This is a genomic window from Aeromonas sp. 600527 (assembly GCF_049175415.1).
Taxonomy (GTDB): domain Bacteria; phylum Pseudomonadota; class Gammaproteobacteria; order Enterobacterales; family Aeromonadaceae; genus Aeromonas; species Aeromonas veronii_A.
In genome coordinates this window covers 16786-36713 of sequence record NZ_JAAKVA010000028.1, presented here as the reverse complement: position 1 = coordinate 36713, position 19928 = coordinate 16786, and the positions used below count along the sequence as shown (strand labels likewise).

Here is a 19928-nt window from a genome sequence, read left to right as displayed (position 1 = left end):
GTGAGCGAGGGACTGGCGGCTGGCATGGACGATTGCCTGTTCAAACCAGTGGGACTGGAGGAGCTGGAGTGCTGTCTAGGCCGCCACATGCGACATGAGGAACAGAGGGAGATCGAGCATTGCATGCAGGAGATTAAGTTGTGTCTGGGGCCTTTGACCGGTCATCAGCCTGCACTCATGTTGCCTTTGTTGAACGAGTTTGCACGAGCGAGTGATGATGATCTGCTGTGCCTACGGCAGGCTGCCGATGACGGTGAGGTAGCCCGGTTTCTTGATTATGTGCATCGCCTGAAAGGCGGGGCCAGGATCATGGGAGCAATGAAACTGGTGGCGGTGTGTTGTGAGGCGGAATCGGCCGGGCTTGAGCCACAGGAATTGCTTGGGGCATTGCAGCAATTGCAGTATTCATATGGGATTGTCAGGCAAGCGATAATGAGAATGCAGCCAGAACTGGCATGAAAATGAAGGCATGTTGGACATGCCTTCATGGATGTTCAGCCGTGCCAATAGACCAGTAGTTCATAGGCCGCTTCGCCGGTTTGATCCGGTTTGGCGGTTGAGGCCTGGTAGCTGAGGAAGTAACGGGTGGCTTGGGTTAGTGGCAGTGGCTGGCCGTTGAGAGATAGCTTGAAGTCGGTATCGGCCTGCTCGGGCAAACTGGCATACAGGGTGCGTGCCTGCAATTGATAGGTGGTATTGAAATCCGAGTTGCTGACGTTGATGGCCTCGGTCTGGACTGGGCTGGATGTGAACGAGGAATTGACCTGTTGTTGACCCGGGTGGGTGAGTGAGATTTCCATCCCGGTACTTTTGCTGGCGGTGACTGGCCAGGCGATCTGAGAGGTTAGCTTGTCGGCCTGAGCCGACATCGTGTAGCAAACAGTCAGTAGTGCCACCAGAACTCCTTTCTGAGACATATGATTATCTCCTGGATATCGAAGTTACCCCGCTGCTGGGGAGTTCTTATCTATCGAACTGATAACTATAAAGTTTAATCAGGGCCCCACTGTTCGGAATACGCTGACACGGGATATGACCTAGCGCTCTCTCCTTTTAGTCATAGATATAGAATTCTTGTTTTGCTCGGAAATTAGATGATGTTGTTTGCGGTGTTCGAACGGGCGGCGCTGATGCTGATTTCTGAGCAAAACAAGATGACCCTGTTCTTCCTGACCCGTACTCGGCCATTCCAGCGGCTGTTTCAGAAGCGGGATCACACCCTAGCCGAACTGGTGCTGGCCACCTGACTGCATATGCGCAGCAGCTCTGGCGTGGGATACTGCACAGCTTGATATAGGAAAGCAGCATGGATGACTACGAACTATGTGGTAACGCAGCAGGATAGCAGAAACCCGTGATCTATCTCTAAAGATGCTATTTTAGTTAAACTTTCCCCTAACCTCCCCCAAAAAGAAAATAACATATTGAATAATATAACATTTTAACATTCTGCATCGGCAAGTAACTCTCCGCACAGCAGACAACAAAAAGCCCGGGTTCATCCCGGGCTTTTTGTTGTGCGTTTTTTGTCCACAAGCCTAGAGGCGACGCAGGCACCACATGAAGTAAGCGCCCCCTAACAGGGTGGAGACCAGCCCGACCGGCACCTCCTGCGGGAAGAGGATCTGCTGGCCGACCCAGTCCGCCGATACCATCAACAGGGCACCTGAAGCGGCGGCTCCAAGCAGGTGCCAGCGTGCCCGCACCAGCCCCATCAGCTTGGCCATATGCGGCGCCAACAGACCGACGAAGGAGAGCGGCCCCACCACCAGGGTGGCGCTAGCGGTGAGCACGGCCACCAGCAGCAAGATGGCGAGCTGGGCACGGTTGAGGCGAATGCCCAGCGCGGTCGCTACAGCACTACCCATCGGCATCAGATCGAGCCAGCGGCTGACAAGCAGACAGGCGGCCAGCATCAACAGCGCCAGCCCCACTAGCCCATAGGCTACCGGCAGGGTGACGTAGTAGGTGGAACCAGACATCCAGGAGAGCAGTTGCTGCACCCGCATGTCACCATTGGCCAGCGCGATGGCCTGCAGCGGCTCAAACAGTGCCGTGATGGCAATACCTGAAAGCAGGATCCGCTCCGGCTGGAAGCCGTGCTTGCGATTGACCAGCACCAGCAGCAACAGGCAGCCGAAGGCCCCGAGCAGGCCACCGGCCAGCATCAACGGCAGGGGCAATGCAGGCAGCAACAACGCCGTCGCAATCACCCCCATAAAGGTGCCGCCGCTCACCCCCAGCAGCTCCGGGCTCGCCATAGGATTGTTGCTGACCCGTTGCAACAGGGTGCCCGCCAGCGCCAGCAGCACGCCAGCCGCCCCCGCAGCCAGAGTGCGCGGCAGCCGCCACTCCAGCTGGGCCTGCCAGCGGAGCCAGCTTGGCCAGCTCCAGCCCGCCATTCCCTGACCCAACAGCAGGGAGGCGACCACGGCCAGCAGCAGCCCGACCAACAACAGGCCAATAAGGCGAGCCGGTGCCGGATGGCGGGCCACCAGCAGGCCGGCGTTAGCCTTCGGCGTACCCGACTTGATGCCAAGGCGCGGGATCAGCCAGAGCAGCAGCGGCGCCCCCAGCAGGGCGGTCATGGCGCCGGTGGGGATCAAGAGTGGCCAGAAGCGGCTCAGGCTCTGCAGCAGCAGATCGGTCGCCGCCAGCAGCAGGGCGCCGAGGATCGGAGCCCACAACAGCCGCTGGCCGAGCTGGCGGATCCCGAGCAGCCGCACCATGGCGGGCGCCGCCAGCCCGATAAAGCCGATCAGCCCCACCACGCTCACCACGCAAGCGGTAACAAACACCGCCAGCCCAAGTCCGGCAAAACGCAGATGCTGCAGGGAGACCCCCAGACTACGGGCGCTGGCATCATCCAGCTCCAGCACTGCCAGCGGGCGCACCAGTACTGCGGCCAGCAAAGCGGCTGCCAGCAGGCGGGGCAACAGATAACTCACCCCGCTCCAGCTGTTCTGCACTAGCGAGCCACTGCCCCATACAAGCAAACCTTTCAGCTCCTCCTGAAAGAACAGCAAGAGCCCCATGCTGATGGCCGCCAGATAGAGGTTGATCACCAGCCCGGCAAAGACGATGACCACCGGATTGAGCTGACGACGCCAGGCCAGGGCAAACACCAGTGCCATAGCAAGGCTGCCACCGGCCATGGCGATCCACTCCCGCCCCAGCAGCAACCAGGAGGGGGCAAACAGGGTCACCATCATCAGCGCCAGCTGGGCGCCGGAGGCCACCCCAAGAGTAGTGGGTGACGCGAGCGGGTTGCGCAGCACCTGCTGCATCAGGGTGCCCGCCAGCCCGAGAGCCGCCCCGGCCAACAGGGTGACAGCCAAGCGGGGTAGCCAGCTGAAATGCACCACCGCTTGGCTGACATCATCCAGATTGGGGGCGAAGAAGCTCTGCCACCAGAGCGCACCGGGCAGCTGGCGAGCCAGCTCCCAATACGCGAGCAAGAGGGTCAACCCCAGCAGGATCGAGACCGGCCGCAGCAGTGGCGATGTGAGCAGTCGCTTCATCGGCCAGCCTCCATACGCTCGACATCTTGCAACAATGCATCGCTGAGCAGACCGGCGAAACGGCGGGCGGCCAATACGCCGCCAAAACTCCAGACCGCAGGCAGATACAGCACGGGCGCCTGCCGTACCAGCGGCAGATGCAGCCACAGCCCGGGCTCCTGCAGCCGTTCGCTCACCCCTACCGGGATGGGATCGACCACCACCAGCCGCGCGGTTGGCAAGGTCATAAACTGCTCGATGCTGACCACCGAGAAACCCCAGTCATTGGTCTGCTCCTGCCAGCCATTACGCAGCCCAAGCCGCGTCATCACCGCATCGAACAGGCTGTGTCGACCAAACACCCGCACATGGCGCTCATCGATAAACTGCACCACCAGCAGGGGCGGCAGATCCGCAGGCAATCCGGCCTGCATACTGGCGAGATCCCGATCCAGCCCGGCCAGCAGCCGTTCGCCCTCGGCGGTTTTGCCCACCATACGGGCGAGAGTCAGGGTCACCTCGTGCAGCCGCTGCCATAGATCGGTTTTCCCATCATAGAGGGCGATGGTGCTCACCGGTGCAATGCGGGAAAGAGTTGGCGCCAGCGGGGCCGCCAGCGGCGAGATGAGGATGCGATCGGGTTTGAGCTCTGCCAGCAGCTCACGGTTAGGCTGGGTGCGCAGGCCGATATCCACCACTCCGGCGGGTAGCCGTGGCTCGCCAACCCATGCTTGATAGGGGCCAACATCCCCCACCGCCAGCGGAGTCACCCCGAGTGCCAGCAGGGTCTCGGCTATGGTCCAGTCGACGGTGGCGATACGGGGTGGCGGCGCAGAAGCGAGCGGGGATGTGTCGGCCTGCGCCACAAATGGCAGCAGCAGGCTGATAAGGCAGGGCGCTATCTTCTTCAATAAACGGTTCAAGGATGCCCTCGGTCAGACGATGGCGATGGCGTGGTCATAGGCTGGGTGGCGAATGACCTCCATCGGGATGCCATAGATGGCGTTCAGGGTCTCGCTGGTCATGAGCCCCTCAGGTTCACCGTGGGTAAGCAGGCGGCCGGAGTGGAGCGCCACCAGCCGATCACAGAAGCGGGAGGCCATATTGATGTCGTGAATGACAATGATGACCCCGAGGTTTAGCTGACGGCTCAACTGCTTGACGAGCGTCAGCACCTCCACCTGGTGGGCCACATCCAGCGCGGCCAGCGGCTCGTCCAGCAGGATGAAGCGGCTCTCCTGGGCCAGCAGCATCGCCAGCCAGACCCTGCCCCGCTCGCCGCCGGAGAGGGTATCAACCAGCCGATCGGCAAAGCGTTCGGTATGGGTAAGGGCGATGGCCCGATCGACCTGACGGTGATCCTCCACCCCCATCCGGCCCAGCAGGCCACGCCAGGGGTAGCGGCCCATCTCCACCAGCTCCCGCCCGAGCAGATTCTCGGCGCTCGGCAGATGCTGGGGCAGATAGGCCACCTGACGGGCAAACTCCCGATTGCCCCAGTCGGGCAGCGGCTTGCCATCGAACAGGATCTCGCCGTCGCTGAGGGGTTGCTGGCGTGCCAGCAGCTTGAGCAGGGTCGATTTGCCCGACCCATTGTGGCCGATGAGGCCATAGACCTGTCCCTGCTCGAAACGCAGGTCGGTGGGGTGCAGCAGCGTGCGGTCATTGACCGTGAAGCTGGCTGATTTCATCTCGAACATAAGCAATTCCTGTGCTGGCTTGCCGCCAGTCTCATCGGTGCCAGCATCAAGCCGGCACCTCGCAATCCAGGTGAGCGATCGCATCACGGCTCACTGCGGCGCGGCGCGCCCCGGTCAGTTCGGTGAGCTGACCCTGACGCATCTCCAGCAGGCGATCTGCCAGCGGGAAGTAGTGATCATCGTGACTGATGGCAATCACCGTCTTGCCCATCTCCTTGAGGCGCGGCAGCAGCACCTGATAGAAGATGCGACGGAACTGGGGATCCTGATCCGCAGCCCACTCGTCAAACAGCATCACTTCGCGCTGCTCGGCCAGCGCCAGCAGCAGGGCGACCCGCTTGCGCTGCCCTTGGGAGAGATTGATATCGGCGATAAAGCCATCCTCGATTGTGAGCTTGCTGCCCATCTGCAACCGCTCCAGCCACTCGGCCACCAGCTCATCCTTGGGTTCCGGCCCCAGCAGATGCTGGAACAGGTGATAGTCGGTGAAGATGGCGGAGAAGAGCGCCAGATAGCCGTTGCGATCGGTGATCGGCTCACCATCCAGCAGGATCCGGCCCGATACCGGCTGGTAAAGGCCGGTCAGCAGCATGGCCAGGGTCGACTTGCCGGAGCCATTGCCACCGATGATGAAAATCTGCTCCCCCTTTTCGATGACCAGATCGATGGGACCGACGGCAAAGCCGCCCTCCCCCTGATAGTGAAAGCTCACCTGCTCCAACTCGATACGCTGCCAGGGGCGGATGGCGGGCGGCAGCGGGAAGTCCGCATCCGGCTCGGCCAGATTGAGGGCGGCGATCTTGTCGAACGCCACCTGAGCGGCAAGCAGGGTCGGCAGGGCGCCAATCCCCTGCAACAGCGGGGTGCGCAGGAACAGCAGGGTCAGGGCGAAGGTGGCGGCCACATTGGTGTTGGCCCAGCCAAGGCCGTTGGCCAGAAAGAAGACCAGACCGATGGCCCCCAGCATCATGATATTCGACCAGTTCACCGCGCTCAGGTGATAGGTGTCGGCGCGGATGATCTGCTGGCGGTAGTCACGGGCATTTTGCTCATAGAGCTGGTGGTAAACGAAGTGAGCCCGCTCGCGGTTGAGCGCCAGCTCCTTGCTGCCGGCGATGATGGCCTGATAGTTCTGATAGAGCCGATCTTCGGCCTGACGCATGTGGGAGAGATGGCGATAAACACGGTTCACCAGCAACCAGCCCACCACCATGGTGACGGTGACCCAGAGCGCGGTCACCCCGAGTAATGCAGGAGAGAGCCAGCCAAGATAGAGGGCAGAGCCCAGCGTGAGCACCAGCCCCTGCACCAGCTCAGGCAGGCGCACGAAGGCAATGGTGATCTGGCCGATATCGCTGGAGAGGGAGGCCAGCAGCGGCCCCTGACCAATCTGGCGGATGCGGGCGACATCGGTATCCAGCAGTTGCTTGAGCAGACGGCCGCGCAACCGGTAGACAAAATGGTGACCGAGAGTGGTCAGGGCCAGCTGAGATCCGAGAGTGATCACCAGCAGCAACACAATGAGGCCGACCAGCTGACCGAGGATCGGCAGCGGATCACCTATAGATTCGATAAGAGACTGATTGATAAAAGCAATGACGCCAATCCCGCTGACGGCACTGAGCAGACTGAGCAGGGTGATGGCGATAAAAGGCCAACGATATTGGCGATAAACCAGAGACAAGAGTTCCATAACGGACCGGTATTCCAGAGAGATCTGAACAACTGCGGGTGAAAAGAAGGGCGGGAATCCGGTTCCCGCCCGACTTCGATTACCAGCGGTAGTTGATGCTGCCCACTACGCTGCGCGGCTCGCCGTAGTAGCAGTAGTAGTCACAACTGGCCACGTAGGTTTCACCCAGCAGGTTGTTGACGTTGAGCTGGGCACGCCAGTTCTTGGCAAAGTCATACCCGATCATCGCATCCCAGACGGTATGGGCCGGCACCTCGGCAGAGCCGTAGATGGGGGTGTAGTCCGCATTCACGGCGCCAATACCCACGCTGGAACCGATATAACGTACACCGGTACCCAGCTCCAGACCCGAAGCCCCCCCTTGCTGCACCTTGTAGTTACCCCAGAAGGAGGCCTGGTGGCGCGGGATCAGGCTGGCACGGCGATCGCCACTGCCGGTGTCGTTGGTTTTGGCATCGGTGTAGGTATAAGCAGCGGTCAGACGCAGCGCATCGGTCACCTGCACGCTCCCTTCCAGCTCAACCCCCTGAGAGGTCACTTCACCCGCCTGGGTCTGCTGGCCGGAACCGGTAGAGACCAGCGAGTTGGTCTGGGCCAGATCGAACAGCGCCAGATTGATGTAACCGTCGAGGAAGGCAGGCGCATACTTCACGCCGGTCTCGTAGAGCTTGCCCTTGAGCGGCTTGTAGGAACTCTTGGTGTTGGGATCTATCCCCGGCAGCACCTCGAACGACTCGGCATAGGCAAAGTAGGGAGAGAGGCCGTTGTCAGCCAGATACATCAGGCTGCCCGAGAGGGAGAGCTCGTGATCGTACTGGCGCTCGTCCTTGCTGGTATTGGTGTTGTGGGTCTCCACATAGTCGAAACGGCCACCGGCAGTCAGCAACCAGCGATCGTCCCAGCGGATCTGGTGCTGGGCATAGAGACCGCTCTGGCCCTTGCTGCTCTTCTGGTGAGTGGCGGTCGACTCGTCAAAACCGGGGAAGCCGCTGTAATCCGGGTTCATGGTATTGATGGAGCCCATACCGTAGTTGTCGGCCTCGACCCCTTCATTGACATGACGCTGCAGATCAACCCCCAGCAACAAGGTCTGCTCGGTGCTGTCGGTGTTCCAGTAGCCCACCATCTGGTTGTCCATGGTGGCACTCTTGGTATTGCCATCGCGGTAAACCAGGCCACGACTGGCGGTTGTGCCTTCATAGGTCGGGAAGATATAGGTCTGGCGCAGCAGCAGATCGTTGTAGTTGAAGCGGACGTTCTGCTTGAACTCCCAGCTCTGGTTGAGCTGGTGGGCCAGCTCATAACCGGTGGAGATCTGGGTATTGCGGTTGCGATCGTAATCCGGCTGGCTCAGATTGGTGGAGGGATCAATCTGGCCACCTGACGTATTCAGGGTGCCATAGACCGGGAAGAAGCCGTTGGTCGGGACCCCTTCGTCGTGCAGGAAACTGGCCAGCAGGGTCAGGCTGGTACGATCCGAAAGATCGAAGGTGACGCTGGGCGCCAGATAAACCCGATCGTTATAAGTGCCAGTGAGCACGCCATCACGCTCTTTATAAAGAGCAACCATGCGGTAACGGCTGTTGTCGGAGAGCGCGTCAGAGACATCCACCCCGACCTGACGATGATCCCGGCTGCCAAGCTGCAGATCCACCTGCCCTTGCGGCGTGGCGGTAGGCCGCTTGCTGATGGCATTGATCACCCCGCCAGGAGGAGCCTCACCGTAAAGGATCGAGGCTGGCCCCTTCAGCACTTCCACACTCTCCAGACCAAACGGTTCCGGCGTCCAGACGTAATAGCCGGTGCCAAACAGCCGGTTGCCATCCAGATAAGAGGCGGCATCGAAGCCACGTACCTTGAACCAGTCGGTGTTGTTGTCTGAGCCATAGAGACCGGTCAATACGCCGGAACGGTAGCGAATCGCTTCATCCAGCTGCAACACGGCGTGCTGATCCAGTTCCTCGCGATTAACCACGGAGACGGCGCGAGGGGTCTCGGCCATCGGCACTTCCACCTTCATGGCCGTACCGGTCACCACCATGGTTTCGCTGGCTTTGGGCAGCTCAGCGGTGGTTTGTTCGGCCATCAGCGGCAGGGAGACGAGCAAACCGGAGAGCGAAAGCACGCCGAAGGCGCCCTTCTTGCCGGGTCCTGTAGTGTATTTTTGCGCAATCATATTAAAGTCTCGCTTATCAATGAGTTATGTTGTTTTAATTGTTATTTGTGGTCGTTTTTCACGAGATCACCCTGTTCCATGGGCGAGTAAAGCAGCGCAATCCTACTACAGGAGTCGTGATCGAATCGATTCAATAATTGCTAATCATTTGCATCTACATTGTTATCTAGCTGCATCGTTGGCGGGATTTCGCGGGAGATGGGAGCCATCAGGAGAGCTATGAGCGGAGAAGAAAATGGAGAGGAATATAAAGAAGCAGAAAAAAGATCGGCAGGATGGATCCGGCGGCATTATCTGACTGGATCCATTATCCCCAAGCTTTATCCATATTTATCCACACCCTTTGGCGGTAGAATCCGGCTTTCCGTTTCTTTGTCTGAAATCAGGATCCATTCCATGGCCAAACTCAATCTCGTCGTCGGCTCCATGCTGGGCGCCGCCGAATATGTCGCAGACCACGTCGCCAACCTGCTGGAACAGGCTGGCCACCAGACCCGGATCCACAACCCGGCCAAGCTGGCAGAGGTGCTGGATGATGCGGGATCCATCCTGCTGGTGGTCACTTCCACCCATGGTGCCGGGGATGTGCCCGACAACCTGCAACCCTTCGCCAAGGATCTTGCCGAGCAGCATCCGGATCTTAATTCATTGAAATATGGCGTGATCGCCCTTGGCGACAGCAGTTATGACACCTTTTGCCAGGGCGGCAAGACGCTGGATCGCCTGCTGGCCGAGTGCGGAGCCAGCCGGATTGGCGAGCGACTCGACATCGATGTGACCCAACACGAGATCCCCGAAGATGCCGCAGAAGTGTGGATCCGCGACTGGATGACGATGATCGCCTGATCAGCGTGCGGGAGATCCTGAAAAAAAGCTTGATCTCCCCACTTATCCCCAGATCGACTATCCACCATGTTATTAACAGATTGATCCGGGGGAGTTGTTCTACAAGGTTACCCACAACGCCCAGGGGTAATGTGCATAACTACGGTGTAAAGCTCTGCAAAACCTATAGTTATCCATGTATTAGATCCAGACCGACAGACCTCTGTGTATAAAAGTCCTGGTTATCCCCTCGTTCACCGGGCCAGGATCCAAGCTTTTCCACAAGCTAGGATCGTCATTAAATTAATGATCTTTATGATCAAAAAGTGCTTATCAACAGAAAGGGCGGATCCTAATAAGAGATCCAGTAAAAGATCGATCTAAAGATCCTTAAGATCTAATTAGTGGATCCTCCCTTCATACTGAACGTTAAGTAGACGTTCCCCTCAGGACGCGAAACAGATAGAATGTTCCGCCCTTTAGCCCAGGCAAATAAAGATCTTCAGGCGTGCAGATCAAGGTGATCCCAATGCAATACCATGAACAATTTGATGTGATCGTCGTCGGTGGCGGTCATGCCGGAACCGAAGCAGCAACAGCGGCAGCCCGTATGGGCATGAACACCCTGTTGCTGACCCACAATATCGATACGCTGGGACACATGTCCTGTAATCCGGCGATCGGCGGGATCGGCAAGGGACACCTGGTCAGGGAAGTTGACGCACTCGGCGGGATCATGGCGCGTGCCATCGATCTTGGCGGGATCCAGTTCCGCACCCTCAACTCCTCCAAGGGACCGGCAGTGCGAGCCACTCGTGCCCAGGCGGATCGCCTGCTCTACAAGGCCGTCGTTCGCCAGATGCTGGAGAACTACCCGAACCTGAAGATCTTCCAGCAGGCCTGTGACGATCTGATCATGGACGGGGATCGTGTTGCCGGTGTGGTCACCCAGAGCGGGATCCGCATCAGCGGCAAGACTGTGGTGCTGACGGTCGGTACCTTCCTGAACGGGTTGATCCACATAGGGATGGAAAACTACAAGGGCGGCCGTGCCGGGGATCCTCCGTCGATCGCCCTCGCCCAGCGCCTGCGTGAACTGCCACTGCGCATCGATCGTCTCAAGACTGGCACCCCGCCGCGCATCGATGCCCGCAGCGTCGATTTCTCCGTCATGCAGGAACAGCACGGCGACGATCCTCGTCCTGTCTTCTCGTTTATCGGCGATGCCAGCCAGCATCCCCGTCAGGTGCCCTGCTACGTCACCCACACCAACGAGCGTACCCACGAAGTGATCCGCAATAACCTGGATCGCAGCCCCATGTACGCCGGGGTGATCGAGGGGATCGGCCCGCGCTACTGCCCATCGATCGAAGACAAGATCACCCGTTTCGCCGACAAGACGGCGCACCAGATCTTCGTCGAGCCGGAAGGCCTGACCACCCACGAACTCTATCCGAACGGGATATCCACCAGCCTGCCGTTTGACGTGCAGGTGCAGATCGTCCGTTCCGTGCGCGGCTTCGAGAACGCCCACATCACTCGCCCCGGCTATGCCATCGAATATGATTTCTTCGATCCGCGGGATCTTAAGGCCAACATGGAGAGCAAGTGCATTCCAAACCTGTTCTTCGCTGGCCAGATCAACGGGACGACCGGTTACGAAGAGGCGGCGGCACAAGGCCTGATGGCCGGTCTGAACGCGGCCTTGCGTGCCCAGGACAAGGATCCCTGGAACCCGCGTCGGGATCAGGCCTACATGGGTGTGATGATGGATGATCTCTCCACCCTGGGGACCCGCGAGCCTTACCGCATGTTCACCAGCCGCGCCGAATATCGCCTGCTGCTGCGGGAAGACAACGCCGATATCCGCCTGACTGCCATCGGTCGCGAACTGGGTCTGGTGGATGACGAGCGCTGGAGCAAATTCAACGCCAAGATGGAACAGGTCGAGCTGGAGCGTCAGCGCATGCGTTCAACCTGGATCCACCCGCAACATCCGTCACTGGAGGCAGTCAACGCTCTGGTCAATACCCCGCTGACCCGCGAGCAGAGTCTGGAAGAGCTGTTGCGTCGCCCAGAGGTGACCTATGATGCGCTGATGGCCATCGAAGGGGTTGGCCCCTCCGTGACCGATCCTGCCGCGGCCGAACAGGTTGAGATCCAGATCAAGTACGCCGGTTACATCGAGCGTCAGCACGATGAAGTGGAAAAGCAGCTGCGCAACGAGAACACCTTGCTGCCGCTGGATCTGGACTATCGCGAGGTGAACGGCCTCTCCAACGAGGTGAAAGCCAAGCTGAACGATGCCAAGCCGCAGACCATTGGTCAGGCTTCCCGCATCTCCGGCATCACCCCGGCGGCCATCTCCATCCTGCTGGTTCACCTGAAAAAACACGGCCTGCTGCGTAAAACCGCCTGAGGAATCCCATGTTGGAAAGATTGAACGGCCTGCTCAAGCAGGCCGAAATTGTTATCACCGATACCCAAAAGAGCCAACTGGTGCAGTTGGTCGAGTTGCTGCACAAGTGGAACAAGGCTTACAATCTCACCTCGGTGCGAGATCCGGACGCCATGCTGGTCAAGCATATCCTCGATAGCCTGGTGGTAAGCCCCCACTTGCACGGTGAGCGCTTCATCGACGTGGGGACCGGTCCCGGCCTGCCGGGATTGCCGCTGGCGATCATCAATCCGGACAAGCAGTTCGTTCTGCTAGACAGTCTGGGCAAACGGATCAACTTCATCCGCCAGGTCATTCTGGAGCTGGGGTTGACCAATGTGACGCCGATCAAATCCCGGGTGGAAGAGTATCAACCCGAAGTCGGGTTTGATGGTGTACTCAGCAGAGCGTTCGCTTCGCTAGAGGACATGCTGAGCTGGTGTCACCACCTGCCGTCAGAACAGGGCAGCTTCCTCGCGCTCAAGGGACAATATCCCGCAGAGGAGCTGGCCCAGTTGCCTGCCAATATCCGTCTGGTAGCCTGTCATGAGCTGCGGGTGCCGGAGCTGGAAGGCGAACGTCATCTGCTGGAATTCAAACATATCCAGCCCGAATAGGGTCGCAGTTTCATTTAGGGGATAGTGTGGGAAAAGTCATTGCCATAGCCAACCAGAAGGGTGGAGTGGGTAAAACCACCACCTGTGTGAACCTGGCCGCCTCCATGGCCGCCACCCGGCGCAAGGTGCTGGTGATCGATCTGGATCCGCAGGGCAATGCCACCATGGGCAGCGGAGTCGACAAGTACGAAGTCGAGCGCACCGCCTATGAGCTGCTGATCGAAGATGCTCCCATCAGCGAGGTGATCATACCCGAAACTTCCGGTGGTTATCACCTGATCGCCGCCAACGCCGACGTGACCGCAGCCGAAATCCGCCTGATGGAGTTTTTCGCCCGCGAGATCCGTCTGCGCAATGCGCTGGCCTCGGTGCGGGACAAGTACGACTACGTCTTCATCGACTGCCCACCTTCCCTCAACATGCTGACCGTGAACGCCATGGCCGCCGCCGACTCCGTGCTGGTGCCCATGCAGTGCGAATACTATGCGCTGGAAGGGCTCACCGCCCTGGTCGACACCATCAGCAAGCTGGCCGCCGTGGTCAATCCCGATCTCAAGATCGAAGGTGTGCTGCGTACCATGTACGATCACCGCAACCGGCTGGCCAATGATGTGTCCGATCAGCTAAAACAGCACTTTGGCGACAAGGTCTACCGCACCATCATTCCCCGCAATGTTAGACTGGCTGAGGCCCCGAGTTTCGGTGCCCCGGCCATGCACTATGACAAATCATCGGTGGGCGCCAAGGCCTACCTGGCACTGGCTGGCGAGATCCTGCGCCGCCAGGAGCAGGAACGTCAGGCGACCATCGCAGACCGAGAGAGCATATGACTCCGAAAAAACGTGGACTGGGCAAGGGGCTGGATGCCCTGCTCAGTACCAGCACGGCTGCCCGCCAGAAACAGGTGATGAGCGATCAACGTACTGAAGAGGCCATGGCCCCCACCAATCAGGGCGAGCTGCGCAAGCTGCCGGTGGAGTGGTTGCAGTCCGGCAAGTACCAGCCCCGCAAGGACATGTCCCAGGATGCACTGGAAGAGCTTGCCAACTCCATCCGCGCCCAGGGGGTGATCCAGCCCATCGTGGTACGCCCTCTCGGCGAACAATCCTTCGAAATCATCGCCGGTGAGCGGCGCTGGCGCGCGTCCCAGCTGGCGCGGCTTGAGGTGGTGCCCTGTATCGTCAAGGATGTGCCCGACGAGGCTGCCGTCGCCATCGCGCTGATTGAGAATATTCAGCGGGAAGACCTTAATGCCATCGAAGAGGCGGTCGCTTTACAAAGACTGCTGACCGAATTCGAACTCACCCACCAGCAGGTGGCCGAGGCGGTGGGCAAGTCCCGCACCACTGTGACCAACCTGTTGCGTCTCAACCAGCTCAACGACGACGTGAAGCGTTTCGTCGAGCATGGCGACCTCGACATGGGCCATGCCCGTGCCCTGCTGGCTCTGAGCGGCCAGGCCCAGTCTGAACTGGCCAAGCTGGTTGCCCAGAAAGGGCTGACCGTACGCGATACCGAGAAGCTGGTGCAAAAAGCGCTCGAACCGGCAAAAGCCAGGGTCGAACCGGCCCGTGATCCGCAGATCGGCTACCTGGAGCGCCAACTGGCAGAAAAAATTGGCAATCAGGTGCAACTTCAGCCTGGCAAGCGGGATAGCGGGAAGTTAGTAATAAGTTACGAGAATTTGTCCGATTTGGACCGTATATTGGGCTATTTTGGCGTGTCGGAATCGTGATTTTTACGCTTTTTGTAGTAATAAAACATCCATTCCTTTTGATATGACCATAACCCTGATTTGCCGCGGAAAGCCGCAAAAATTAAGGATTTTTGTCATATTGCAATAGCTGCCCTCAAGGGTATAATTTGACCGGCTTTAAGAGCTGTTAACATGGGGTCTTCGGATCCCGATTTTTTACAGTTCTGTAATGTTCAGGGGTAGGTTGGTGAAGCAGAAAATAGCCTTGGAAGGTTTGACACTGGCCTTGGTTATGCTCGTTTGTCAGCTCATCCTGATCCTGGCGATGAGTGCCGTCTGGTTTTACCTGACTGGTGCCAGCGCCGGTTATTCCGCTCTCTACGGAGGGGGGATGTACTGGGTTCCTCAAGCCTTGTTTACTGTCTGGGTGCTGCGCCGCAAGGTGACAACCGAGAGTGTGGGCCTGGTTTTGCGGGACTTTTATGGTGGGGCAGGGATTAAGCTCATTTCTACAACAGGTCTATTCGCCCTGATGTTTGGTGCGGGAGTCGAGGTCGTTACCGTCTCGTTTTTCGCCACTTATATCCTCGCCCTCGTTGTACAGTGGATGGTTTCATTCACGCTTAACAACCACTATTAGGAAAACTCATGTCTGCAACCGGAGAAGTCCTGACTCCTCAGGGATATATCTCCCACCACCTGACCCACCTTCAAGTCGGGTCCGGGTTCTGGACGGTCAATATCGACTCAATGGTATTTTCCGTCGTGCTAGGCGCCCTGTTTATCCTGCTGTTCCGCAAAGTAGCCGTTAACGCTACCAGCGGGGTGCCGGGTAAGCTGCAGTGCTTTGTGGAGATGCTGGTCGAGTTTGTGAATGGTAACGTCAAAGACATCTTTCACGGTCGCAACAAGGTCATCGCACCTTTGGGGCTGACGGTGTTTGTGTGGATCTTCCTGATGAACTTCATGGATCTGATCCCCGTTGACTTTATCCCTCACGCTGCACAATTGATGGGTATTCCCTATCTGCGTGTGGTTCCCTCTGCTGACGTTAACATCACCATGTCCATGGCTTTGGGCGTGTTCTTCTTGATCCTGTATTACAGCATCAAGGTCAAGGGTATCGGCGGGTTTGTGAAGGAGCTGACGCTTCAGCCTTTCAATCACCCGGCGGCCATCCCGGTTAACCTCATCCTGGAAACTGTTACGCTGATTTCCAAACCTGTTTCTCTGGGTCTTCGACTGTTCGGCAACATGTATGCTGGCGAACTGATCTTTATCCTGATTGCTGGTTTGTTACCCTGGTGGTCACAGTGGATCCTGTCCGTGCCTTGGGCAATTTTCCACATCCTGATCATCACTTTGCAGGCATTCATTTTCATGGTTCTGACCATCGTCTATCTGTCGATGGCGCAGGAAGACCATGGTTGATGCAACTCAAATAATCCTTTTTATACAATCAATTACATCTAAATAACTGGAGATCCTCATGGAAAACTTGAACATGGACCTGCTGTACATCGCTGCTGCAATGATGATGGGTCTGGCTGCTATCGGCGCTTCCATCGGTATCGGTATCCTGGGTGGCAAGTTCCTGGAAGGTGCTGCTCGTCAACCGGATCTGATCCCTGTTCTGCGTACCCAGTTCTTCATCGTAATGGGTCTGGTGGATGCGATCCCGATGATCGCCGTTGGTCTGGGTCTGTACGTGATGTTTGCGGTTGCTGGCTAAGTCGTTACGACTCTCCAGACATAACCCATTAACTAACTTAAGAGGACATCGGCTGTGAATATCAATGCCACCCTCCTCGGCCAAGCAATTGCTTTTTTCTTCTTCGTAGTGTTTTGCATGAAGTACGTATGGCCGCCGCTGATTGCTGCCATCGAAGCCCGTCAGAAAGCTATTGCTGACGGTCTCTCTTCTGCCGAACGAGCCAAGAAAGATCTGGATTTGGCCAAGGCCAACGCCGTCGATCAGCTGAAAGAAGCCAAGCTGCAGGCTGCTGAAATCATTGAACAGGCCAACAAACGCAAGGCCCAGATCATTGATGAGGCAACTGTCGGTGCTCAGGCTGAGCGGGAAAAAATCCTGGCTCAAGGCCGTGCCGAGATTGAAGCTGAACGTCATCGTGCCAAAGAGGAACTGCGCAAGCAGGTTGCTGCTCTTGCCATTGCGGGTGCAGAGAAGATCCTGGCGCGCCAAATCGACCAGGCTGCCAACAGCGACATCGTCGACAAACTGGTAGCTGAACTGTAACGGGAACGGGGCTATGTCTGAACTGACTACAATCGCTCGCCCCTACGCCAAGGCTGCTTTCGAGTTTGCCGTTGAGCACAAGGCGGTTGATCAGTGGCTGGGGATGCTCAGCTTCGCTGCGGAAGTAGTGAAGAACGAGACCATCCACTCCCTGGTTAACGGCTCTGTGGCTGCCGACGAGCTGGCAAAACTGTTTGTCAGCATCTGCGGGGAGCAACTCGACGAGCATGGCCAGAACCTGATCCGGGTAATGGCAGAGAATGGTCGCTTGGGTGTGCTGCCGGCGGTCGTTGCCGAATTTGTGGTGTTCAAGTCTGAACTGGACAAAGAAGTTCAGGCTGACGTGATTTCGGCGATTGCACTGACCGACCAGCAGAAAGCCAATATTCAGGCTTCTCTGGAACAACGTCTCGCGCGCAAAGTGAAGCTGAATTGCAGCATCGACGCGTCCTTGATGGCCGGGGTGCTCATCAAGGCCGGTGATCTGGTTATCGACGGAACTGTCCGCGGCAAGCTGGATCGCATGGCTGACGCGCTGCAATCTTGATTGGGGTATTAGAGCATGCAACTGAATTCCACTGAAATCGCCGAGCTGATCAAGCAGCGCATTGCGCAGTTTGATGTAAAGAGCGAAGCGCGTAACGAAGGTACCATCGTCTCCGTGAGTGACGGTATCATTCGTATCCACGGCCTGGCCGATGCCATGCAGGGTGAGATGATCGAGCTGCCGGGCAACCGCTACGCTCTGGCATTGAACCTGGAGCGTGACTCCGTTGGTGCCGTAGTGATGGGTCCCTATGCCGATCTGGCCGAAGGGATGAAAGTAAAAGGTACTGGCCGCATTCTGGAAGTGCCGGTCGGTCGTGGTCTGCTGGGCCGGGTGGTCAACACCCTGGGTCAGCCTATCGACGGTAAAGGTCCGGTCGAGCACGATGGCTTCTCTCCGGTAGAAGTGATTGCCCCGGGCGTTATCGAGCGTAAGTCTGTTGACCAGCCTGTCCAGACCGGTCTGAAAGCCATCGACTCCATGATCCCTATCGGTCGTGGCCAGCGTGAGCTGATCATCGGTGACCGCCAGGTAGGTAAAACTGCCATTGCGATCGACACCATCATCAACCAGAAAGATTCCGGCATTAAGTGTGTCTACGTTGCGATTGGCCAGAAGGCCTCCACCATCGCCAACGTGGTGCGCAAGCTGGAAGAGCACGGTGCTCTGGCCAACACCATAGTAGTGGTTGCCTCTGCTTCCGAAGCAGCTGCCCTGCAATACCTGGCTCCGTATTCAGGTTGCTCCATGGGTGAGTACTTCCGTGACCGCGGTGAAGATGCCCTGATCATTTATGATGACCTGTCCAAGCAGGCCGTTGCATATCGTCAGATCTCCCTGCTGCTGCGCCGTCCGCCAGGACGTGAAGCATTCCCGGGCGACGTATTCTATCTGCACTCCCGTCTGCTGGAGCGTGCAGCTCGCGTCAACGACGAGTACGTAGAGAAGTTCACCAAGGGTGAAGTGAAGGGCAAAACCGGTTCTCTGACCGCGCTGCCGATCATCGAAACCCAGGCGGGCGACGTATCCGCGTTCGTTCCGACCAACGTGATCTCCATCACCGATGGTCAGATCTTCCTGACTTCCCAGTCTTTCAACGCCGGTATTCGTCCTGCGGTTGATCCGGGTATCTCCGTATCCCGTGTGGGTGGTGCCGCCCAGACCAAGATCGTCAAGAAGCTGTCCGGTGGTATCCGTACCGCGCTGGCCCAGTATCGCGAACTTGCTGCCTTTGCCCAGTTCTCTTCCGACCTGGACGATGCAACTCGCAAGCAGCTGGACCACGGTCAGAAAGTGACCGAGCTGATGAAACAGAAGCAGTACTCTCCGATGAGCGTGGCTCACCAGTCTCTGGTGCTGTTCGCCGCGGAAAAAGGCTATCTCTCTGATGTCGAGTTGAGCAAGATCCTCGACTTCGAAGCCGCTCTGCTCTCTTTCGCCGATACCCAGCATGCTGAGCTGATGGCTGAAATCAATGCCAAGGCTGACTACAACGACGCGATCGTTGGCAAGCTGACTGCGTTGCTGGATGACTTCAAGGCAACCCAGACCTGGTAAGCGAGTGTGGCAGCGCAAGCTGCCACCTGATGGAGAGAAGAGATGGCCGGCGCAAAAGAGATACGTAACAAGATCGGGAGTGTTAAAAACACTCAAAAGATCACCAGCGCTATGGAAATGGTGGCAGCAAGCAAGATGCGCCGTGCGCAGGATCGCATGTCTGCCAGCCGTCCGTACGCTGAAACCATGCGCAAGGTGATCGGCCATATCGCTCAGGGGAACCTGGAATACAAACACCCCTACCTCATCGAACGTGAGGTCAAGCGAGTGGGTTACATCGTCGTCTCCACCGACCGTGGCCTGTGTGGTGGTCTGAACATCAACCTGTTCAAGGCTGCCCTCAATGATATGAAGCAATGGAGCGCGAAAGGTGCCAAGGTTGACCTGGCTCTGATCGGCAACAAAGCCTCCAACTTCTTTGAACGGCACGGCGCCAAGGTGAAAGCTCATGTCGCAGGACTGGGCGATAACCCGAGCGTCAATGACCTGATTGGTTCAGTCAAGGTCATGCTGAAGGCTTACGACAACGGTGAGATTGACAAGCTGTATCTGGTGTACAACAAGTTCGTCAACACCATGGTGCAGCAACCACGGGTCGATCAACTGCTGCCTTTGCCCGTAACTGAAGACAGCAAGCTCGCCAAGAAACACCACTGGGATTACCTCTATGAGCCGGATCCCAAGAAGCTGCTGGATACCCTGCTGGTTCGCTATGTCGAATCTCAGGTCTACCAGGGTGTAGTGGAAAACTTGGCCAGTGAACAGGCAGCCCGAATGGTTGCCATGCAAGCCGCGACTGACAACGCCGGTAACCTGATTAACGATCTGCAACTGGTATACAACAAGGCCCGTCAGGCCAGTATTACCCAGGAGCTGACAGAGATCGTATCCGGTGCTGCTGCGGTGTAAGGCAAGGGTTATCA

General features: G+C 57.8%; 20 protein-coding genes. 14 read left to right on the top strand and 6 right to left on the bottom strand.

Annotated elements, in window-relative coordinates; translation table 11 throughout:
* Nucleotides 1-459: Hpt domain-containing protein (locus G5154_RS20830; protein WP_421251615.1), on the top strand; the 459-nt coding region annotated here is incomplete at its 5' end.
* Nucleotides 460-494: 35 nt separating this feature from the next.
* Here G5154_RS20830 and G5154_RS20825 read toward each other — a convergent pair.
* A complete protein-coding gene (locus tag G5154_RS20825; RefSeq protein WP_421251614.1) occupies nucleotides 495-917 on the bottom strand; it encodes a hypothetical protein in 423 nt (140 codons plus the stop codon).
* 177 nt (nucleotides 918-1094) lie between these two features.
* On the opposite strand from G5154_RS20825, the gene G5154_RS20820 reads away from it, so the two are divergent.
* Entirely contained in the window at nucleotides 1095-1247 is a 153-nt protein-coding gene (locus G5154_RS20820; RefSeq protein WP_421251617.1) for a hypothetical protein, read from the top strand.
* Between the two features lie 291 nt (nucleotides 1248-1538).
* On the opposite strand, the gene fhuB is transcribed toward G5154_RS20820, so the two are convergent.
* From fhuB to G5154_RS20795, 5 genes are all read right to left on the bottom strand, one after another.
* A complete protein-coding gene (gene fhuB, locus G5154_RS20815) occupies nucleotides 1539-3521 on the bottom strand; it encodes a Fe(3+)-hydroxamate ABC transporter permease FhuB (RefSeq protein WP_421251613.1) in 1983 nt (660 codons plus the stop codon).
* A complete protein-coding gene (locus tag G5154_RS20810; protein WP_421251616.1) occupies nucleotides 3518-4381 on the bottom strand; it encodes an ABC transporter substrate-binding protein in 864 nt (287 codons plus the stop codon). Before G5154_RS20810 ends, fhuB begins: the two co-directional genes overlap by 4 nt.
* Before the next feature lie 54 nt (nucleotides 4382-4435).
* On the bottom strand, nucleotides 4436-5200 hold the full coding sequence (locus tag G5154_RS20805) for an ATP-binding cassette domain-containing protein (protein WP_421251612.1): 765 nt from the start codon (nucleotides 5198-5200) through the stop codon (nucleotides 4436-4438).
* 46 nt (nucleotides 5201-5246) lie between these two features.
* Nucleotides 5247-6893: a multidrug ABC transporter permease/ATP-binding protein gene (locus tag G5154_RS20800; protein ID WP_421251611.1), complete on the bottom strand. Its 1647-nt coding sequence runs from the start codon at nucleotides 6891-6893 to the stop codon at nucleotides 5247-5249.
* Nucleotides 6894-6972: 79 nt separating this feature from the next.
* On the bottom strand, nucleotides 6973-9069 hold the full coding sequence (locus G5154_RS20795) for a TonB-dependent siderophore receptor (protein ID WP_421251610.1): 2097 nt from the start codon (nucleotides 9067-9069) through the stop codon (nucleotides 6973-6975).
* A 396-nt stretch (nucleotides 9070-9465) separates the two neighbouring features.
* Between G5154_RS20795 and mioC the strand changes: the two genes are divergently transcribed.
* The 12 genes from mioC to atpG all read left to right on the top strand — a co-directional run bounded on the left by mioC (nucleotide 9466) and on the right by atpG (nucleotide 19914).
* On the top strand, nucleotides 9466-9915 hold the full coding sequence (gene mioC, locus G5154_RS20790) for an FMN-binding protein MioC (RefSeq protein ID WP_033138545.1): 450 nt from the start codon (nucleotides 9466-9468) through the stop codon (nucleotides 9913-9915).
* 508 nt (nucleotides 9916-10423) lie between these two features.
* Nucleotides 10424-12313 (top strand): tRNA uridine-5-carboxymethylaminomethyl(34) synthesis enzyme MnmG, encoded by a 1890-nt coding sequence (gene mnmG, locus G5154_RS20785; protein WP_058056584.1) that lies wholly within the window; start codon nucleotides 10424-10426, stop codon nucleotides 12311-12313.
* A gap of 8 nt (nucleotides 12314-12321) precedes the next feature.
* Nucleotides 12322-12948 carry a 16S rRNA (guanine(527)-N(7))-methyltransferase RsmG gene (rsmG, locus tag G5154_RS20780; RefSeq protein WP_216952496.1) on the top strand — a complete coding sequence of 209 codons (627 nt, stop codon included), beginning with the start codon at nucleotides 12322-12324 and terminating at the stop codon, nucleotides 12946-12948.
* Between the two features lie 26 nt (nucleotides 12949-12974).
* Entirely contained in the window at nucleotides 12975-13778 is an 804-nt protein-coding gene (locus G5154_RS20775; RefSeq protein ID WP_216952494.1) for a ParA family protein, read from the top strand.
* Nucleotides 13775-14683, top strand: a complete 909-nt coding sequence (locus G5154_RS20770) for a ParB/RepB/Spo0J family partition protein (RefSeq protein ID WP_005342343.1) — start codon at nucleotides 13775-13777, stop codon at nucleotides 14681-14683. The genes G5154_RS20775 and G5154_RS20770 overlap by 4 nt, the downstream gene beginning before the upstream one ends.
* A 190-nt stretch (nucleotides 14684-14873) precedes the next feature.
* Complete coding sequence (locus G5154_RS20765) at nucleotides 14874-15284, top strand: ATP synthase subunit I (protein WP_019445506.1); 411 nt, start codon at nucleotides 14874-14876, stop codon at nucleotides 15282-15284.
* An 8-nt stretch (nucleotides 15285-15292) separates the two neighbouring features.
* Nucleotides 15293-16075: a F0F1 ATP synthase subunit A gene (atpB, locus tag G5154_RS20760; protein ID WP_005339335.1), complete on the top strand. Its 783-nt coding sequence runs from the start codon at nucleotides 15293-15295 to the stop codon at nucleotides 16073-16075.
* Between the two features lie 58 nt (nucleotides 16076-16133).
* Nucleotides 16134-16376, top strand: a complete 243-nt coding sequence (gene atpE, locus G5154_RS20755; RefSeq protein WP_005307205.1) for a F0F1 ATP synthase subunit C — start codon at nucleotides 16134-16136, stop codon at nucleotides 16374-16376.
* A gap of 54 nt (nucleotides 16377-16430) precedes the next feature.
* Nucleotides 16431-16901: a F0F1 ATP synthase subunit B gene (atpF, locus tag G5154_RS20750; RefSeq protein ID WP_421251609.1), complete on the top strand. Its 471-nt coding sequence runs from the start codon at nucleotides 16431-16433 to the stop codon at nucleotides 16899-16901.
* Between the two features lie 13 nt (nucleotides 16902-16914).
* On the top strand, nucleotides 16915-17448 hold the full coding sequence (atpH, locus tag G5154_RS20745; RefSeq protein ID WP_204480539.1) for a F0F1 ATP synthase subunit delta: 534 nt from the start codon (nucleotides 16915-16917) through the stop codon (nucleotides 17446-17448).
* 15 nt (nucleotides 17449-17463) lie between these two features.
* Nucleotides 17464-19005, top strand: coding sequence for a F0F1 ATP synthase subunit alpha (atpA, locus tag G5154_RS20740; protein ID WP_216952485.1), 1542 nt, complete (start codon nucleotides 17464-17466; stop codon nucleotides 19003-19005).
* Between the two features lie 42 nt (nucleotides 19006-19047).
* Entirely contained in the window at nucleotides 19048-19914 is an 867-nt protein-coding gene (gene atpG / locus G5154_RS20735; protein WP_041210471.1) for a F0F1 ATP synthase subunit gamma, read from the top strand.
* Nucleotides 19915-19928 lie beyond the last annotated feature (14 nt).

Bases quoted from the DNA above. Each gene is read 5' to 3' on its own strand.
- G5154_RS20825 (WP_421251614.1), bottom strand. From the start codon at position 917: ATGTCTCAGAAAGGAGTTCTGGTGGCACTACTGACTGTTTGCTACACG.
- G5154_RS20820 (WP_421251617.1), top strand. From the start codon at position 1,095: ATGATGTTGTTTGCGGTGTTCGAACGGGCGGCGCTGATGCTGATTTCT.
- fhuB (WP_421251613.1), bottom strand. From the start codon at position 3,521: ATGAAGCGACTGCTCACATCGCCACTGCTGCGGCCGGTCTCGATCCTG.
- G5154_RS20805 (WP_421251612.1), bottom strand. From the start codon at position 5,200: ATGTTCGAGATGAAATCAGCCAGCTTCACGGTCAATGACCGCACGCTG.
- G5154_RS20800 (WP_421251611.1), bottom strand. From the start codon at position 6,893: ATGGAACTCTTGTCTCTGGTTTATCGCCAATATCGTTGGCCTTTTATC.
- G5154_RS20795 (WP_421251610.1), bottom strand. From the start codon at position 9,069: ATGATTGCGCAAAAATACACTACAGGACCCGGCAAGAAGGGCGCCTTC.
- mioC (WP_033138545.1), top strand. From the start codon at position 9,466: ATGGCCAAACTCAATCTCGTCGTCGGCTCCATGCTGGGCGCCGCCGAA.
- mnmG (WP_058056584.1), top strand. From the start codon at position 10,424: ATGCAATACCATGAACAATTTGATGTGATCGTCGTCGGTGGCGGTCAT.
- rsmG (WP_216952496.1), top strand. From the start codon at position 12,322: ATGTTGGAAAGATTGAACGGCCTGCTCAAGCAGGCCGAAATTGTTATC.
- G5154_RS20770 (WP_005342343.1), top strand. From the start codon at position 13,775: ATGACTCCGAAAAAACGTGGACTGGGCAAGGGGCTGGATGCCCTGCTC.
- G5154_RS20765 (WP_019445506.1), top strand. From the start codon at position 14,874: ATGTTCAGGGGTAGGTTGGTGAAGCAGAAAATAGCCTTGGAAGGTTTG.
- atpB (WP_005339335.1), top strand. From the start codon at position 15,293: ATGTCTGCAACCGGAGAAGTCCTGACTCCTCAGGGATATATCTCCCAC.
- atpE (WP_005307205.1), top strand. From the start codon at position 16,134: ATGGAAAACTTGAACATGGACCTGCTGTACATCGCTGCTGCAATGATG.
- atpH (WP_204480539.1), top strand. From the start codon at position 16,915: ATGTCTGAACTGACTACAATCGCTCGCCCCTACGCCAAGGCTGCTTTC.
- atpA (WP_216952485.1), top strand. From the start codon at position 17,464: ATGCAACTGAATTCCACTGAAATCGCCGAGCTGATCAAGCAGCGCATT.
- atpG (WP_041210471.1), top strand. From the start codon at position 19,048: ATGGCCGGCGCAAAAGAGATACGTAACAAGATCGGGAGTGTTAAAAAC.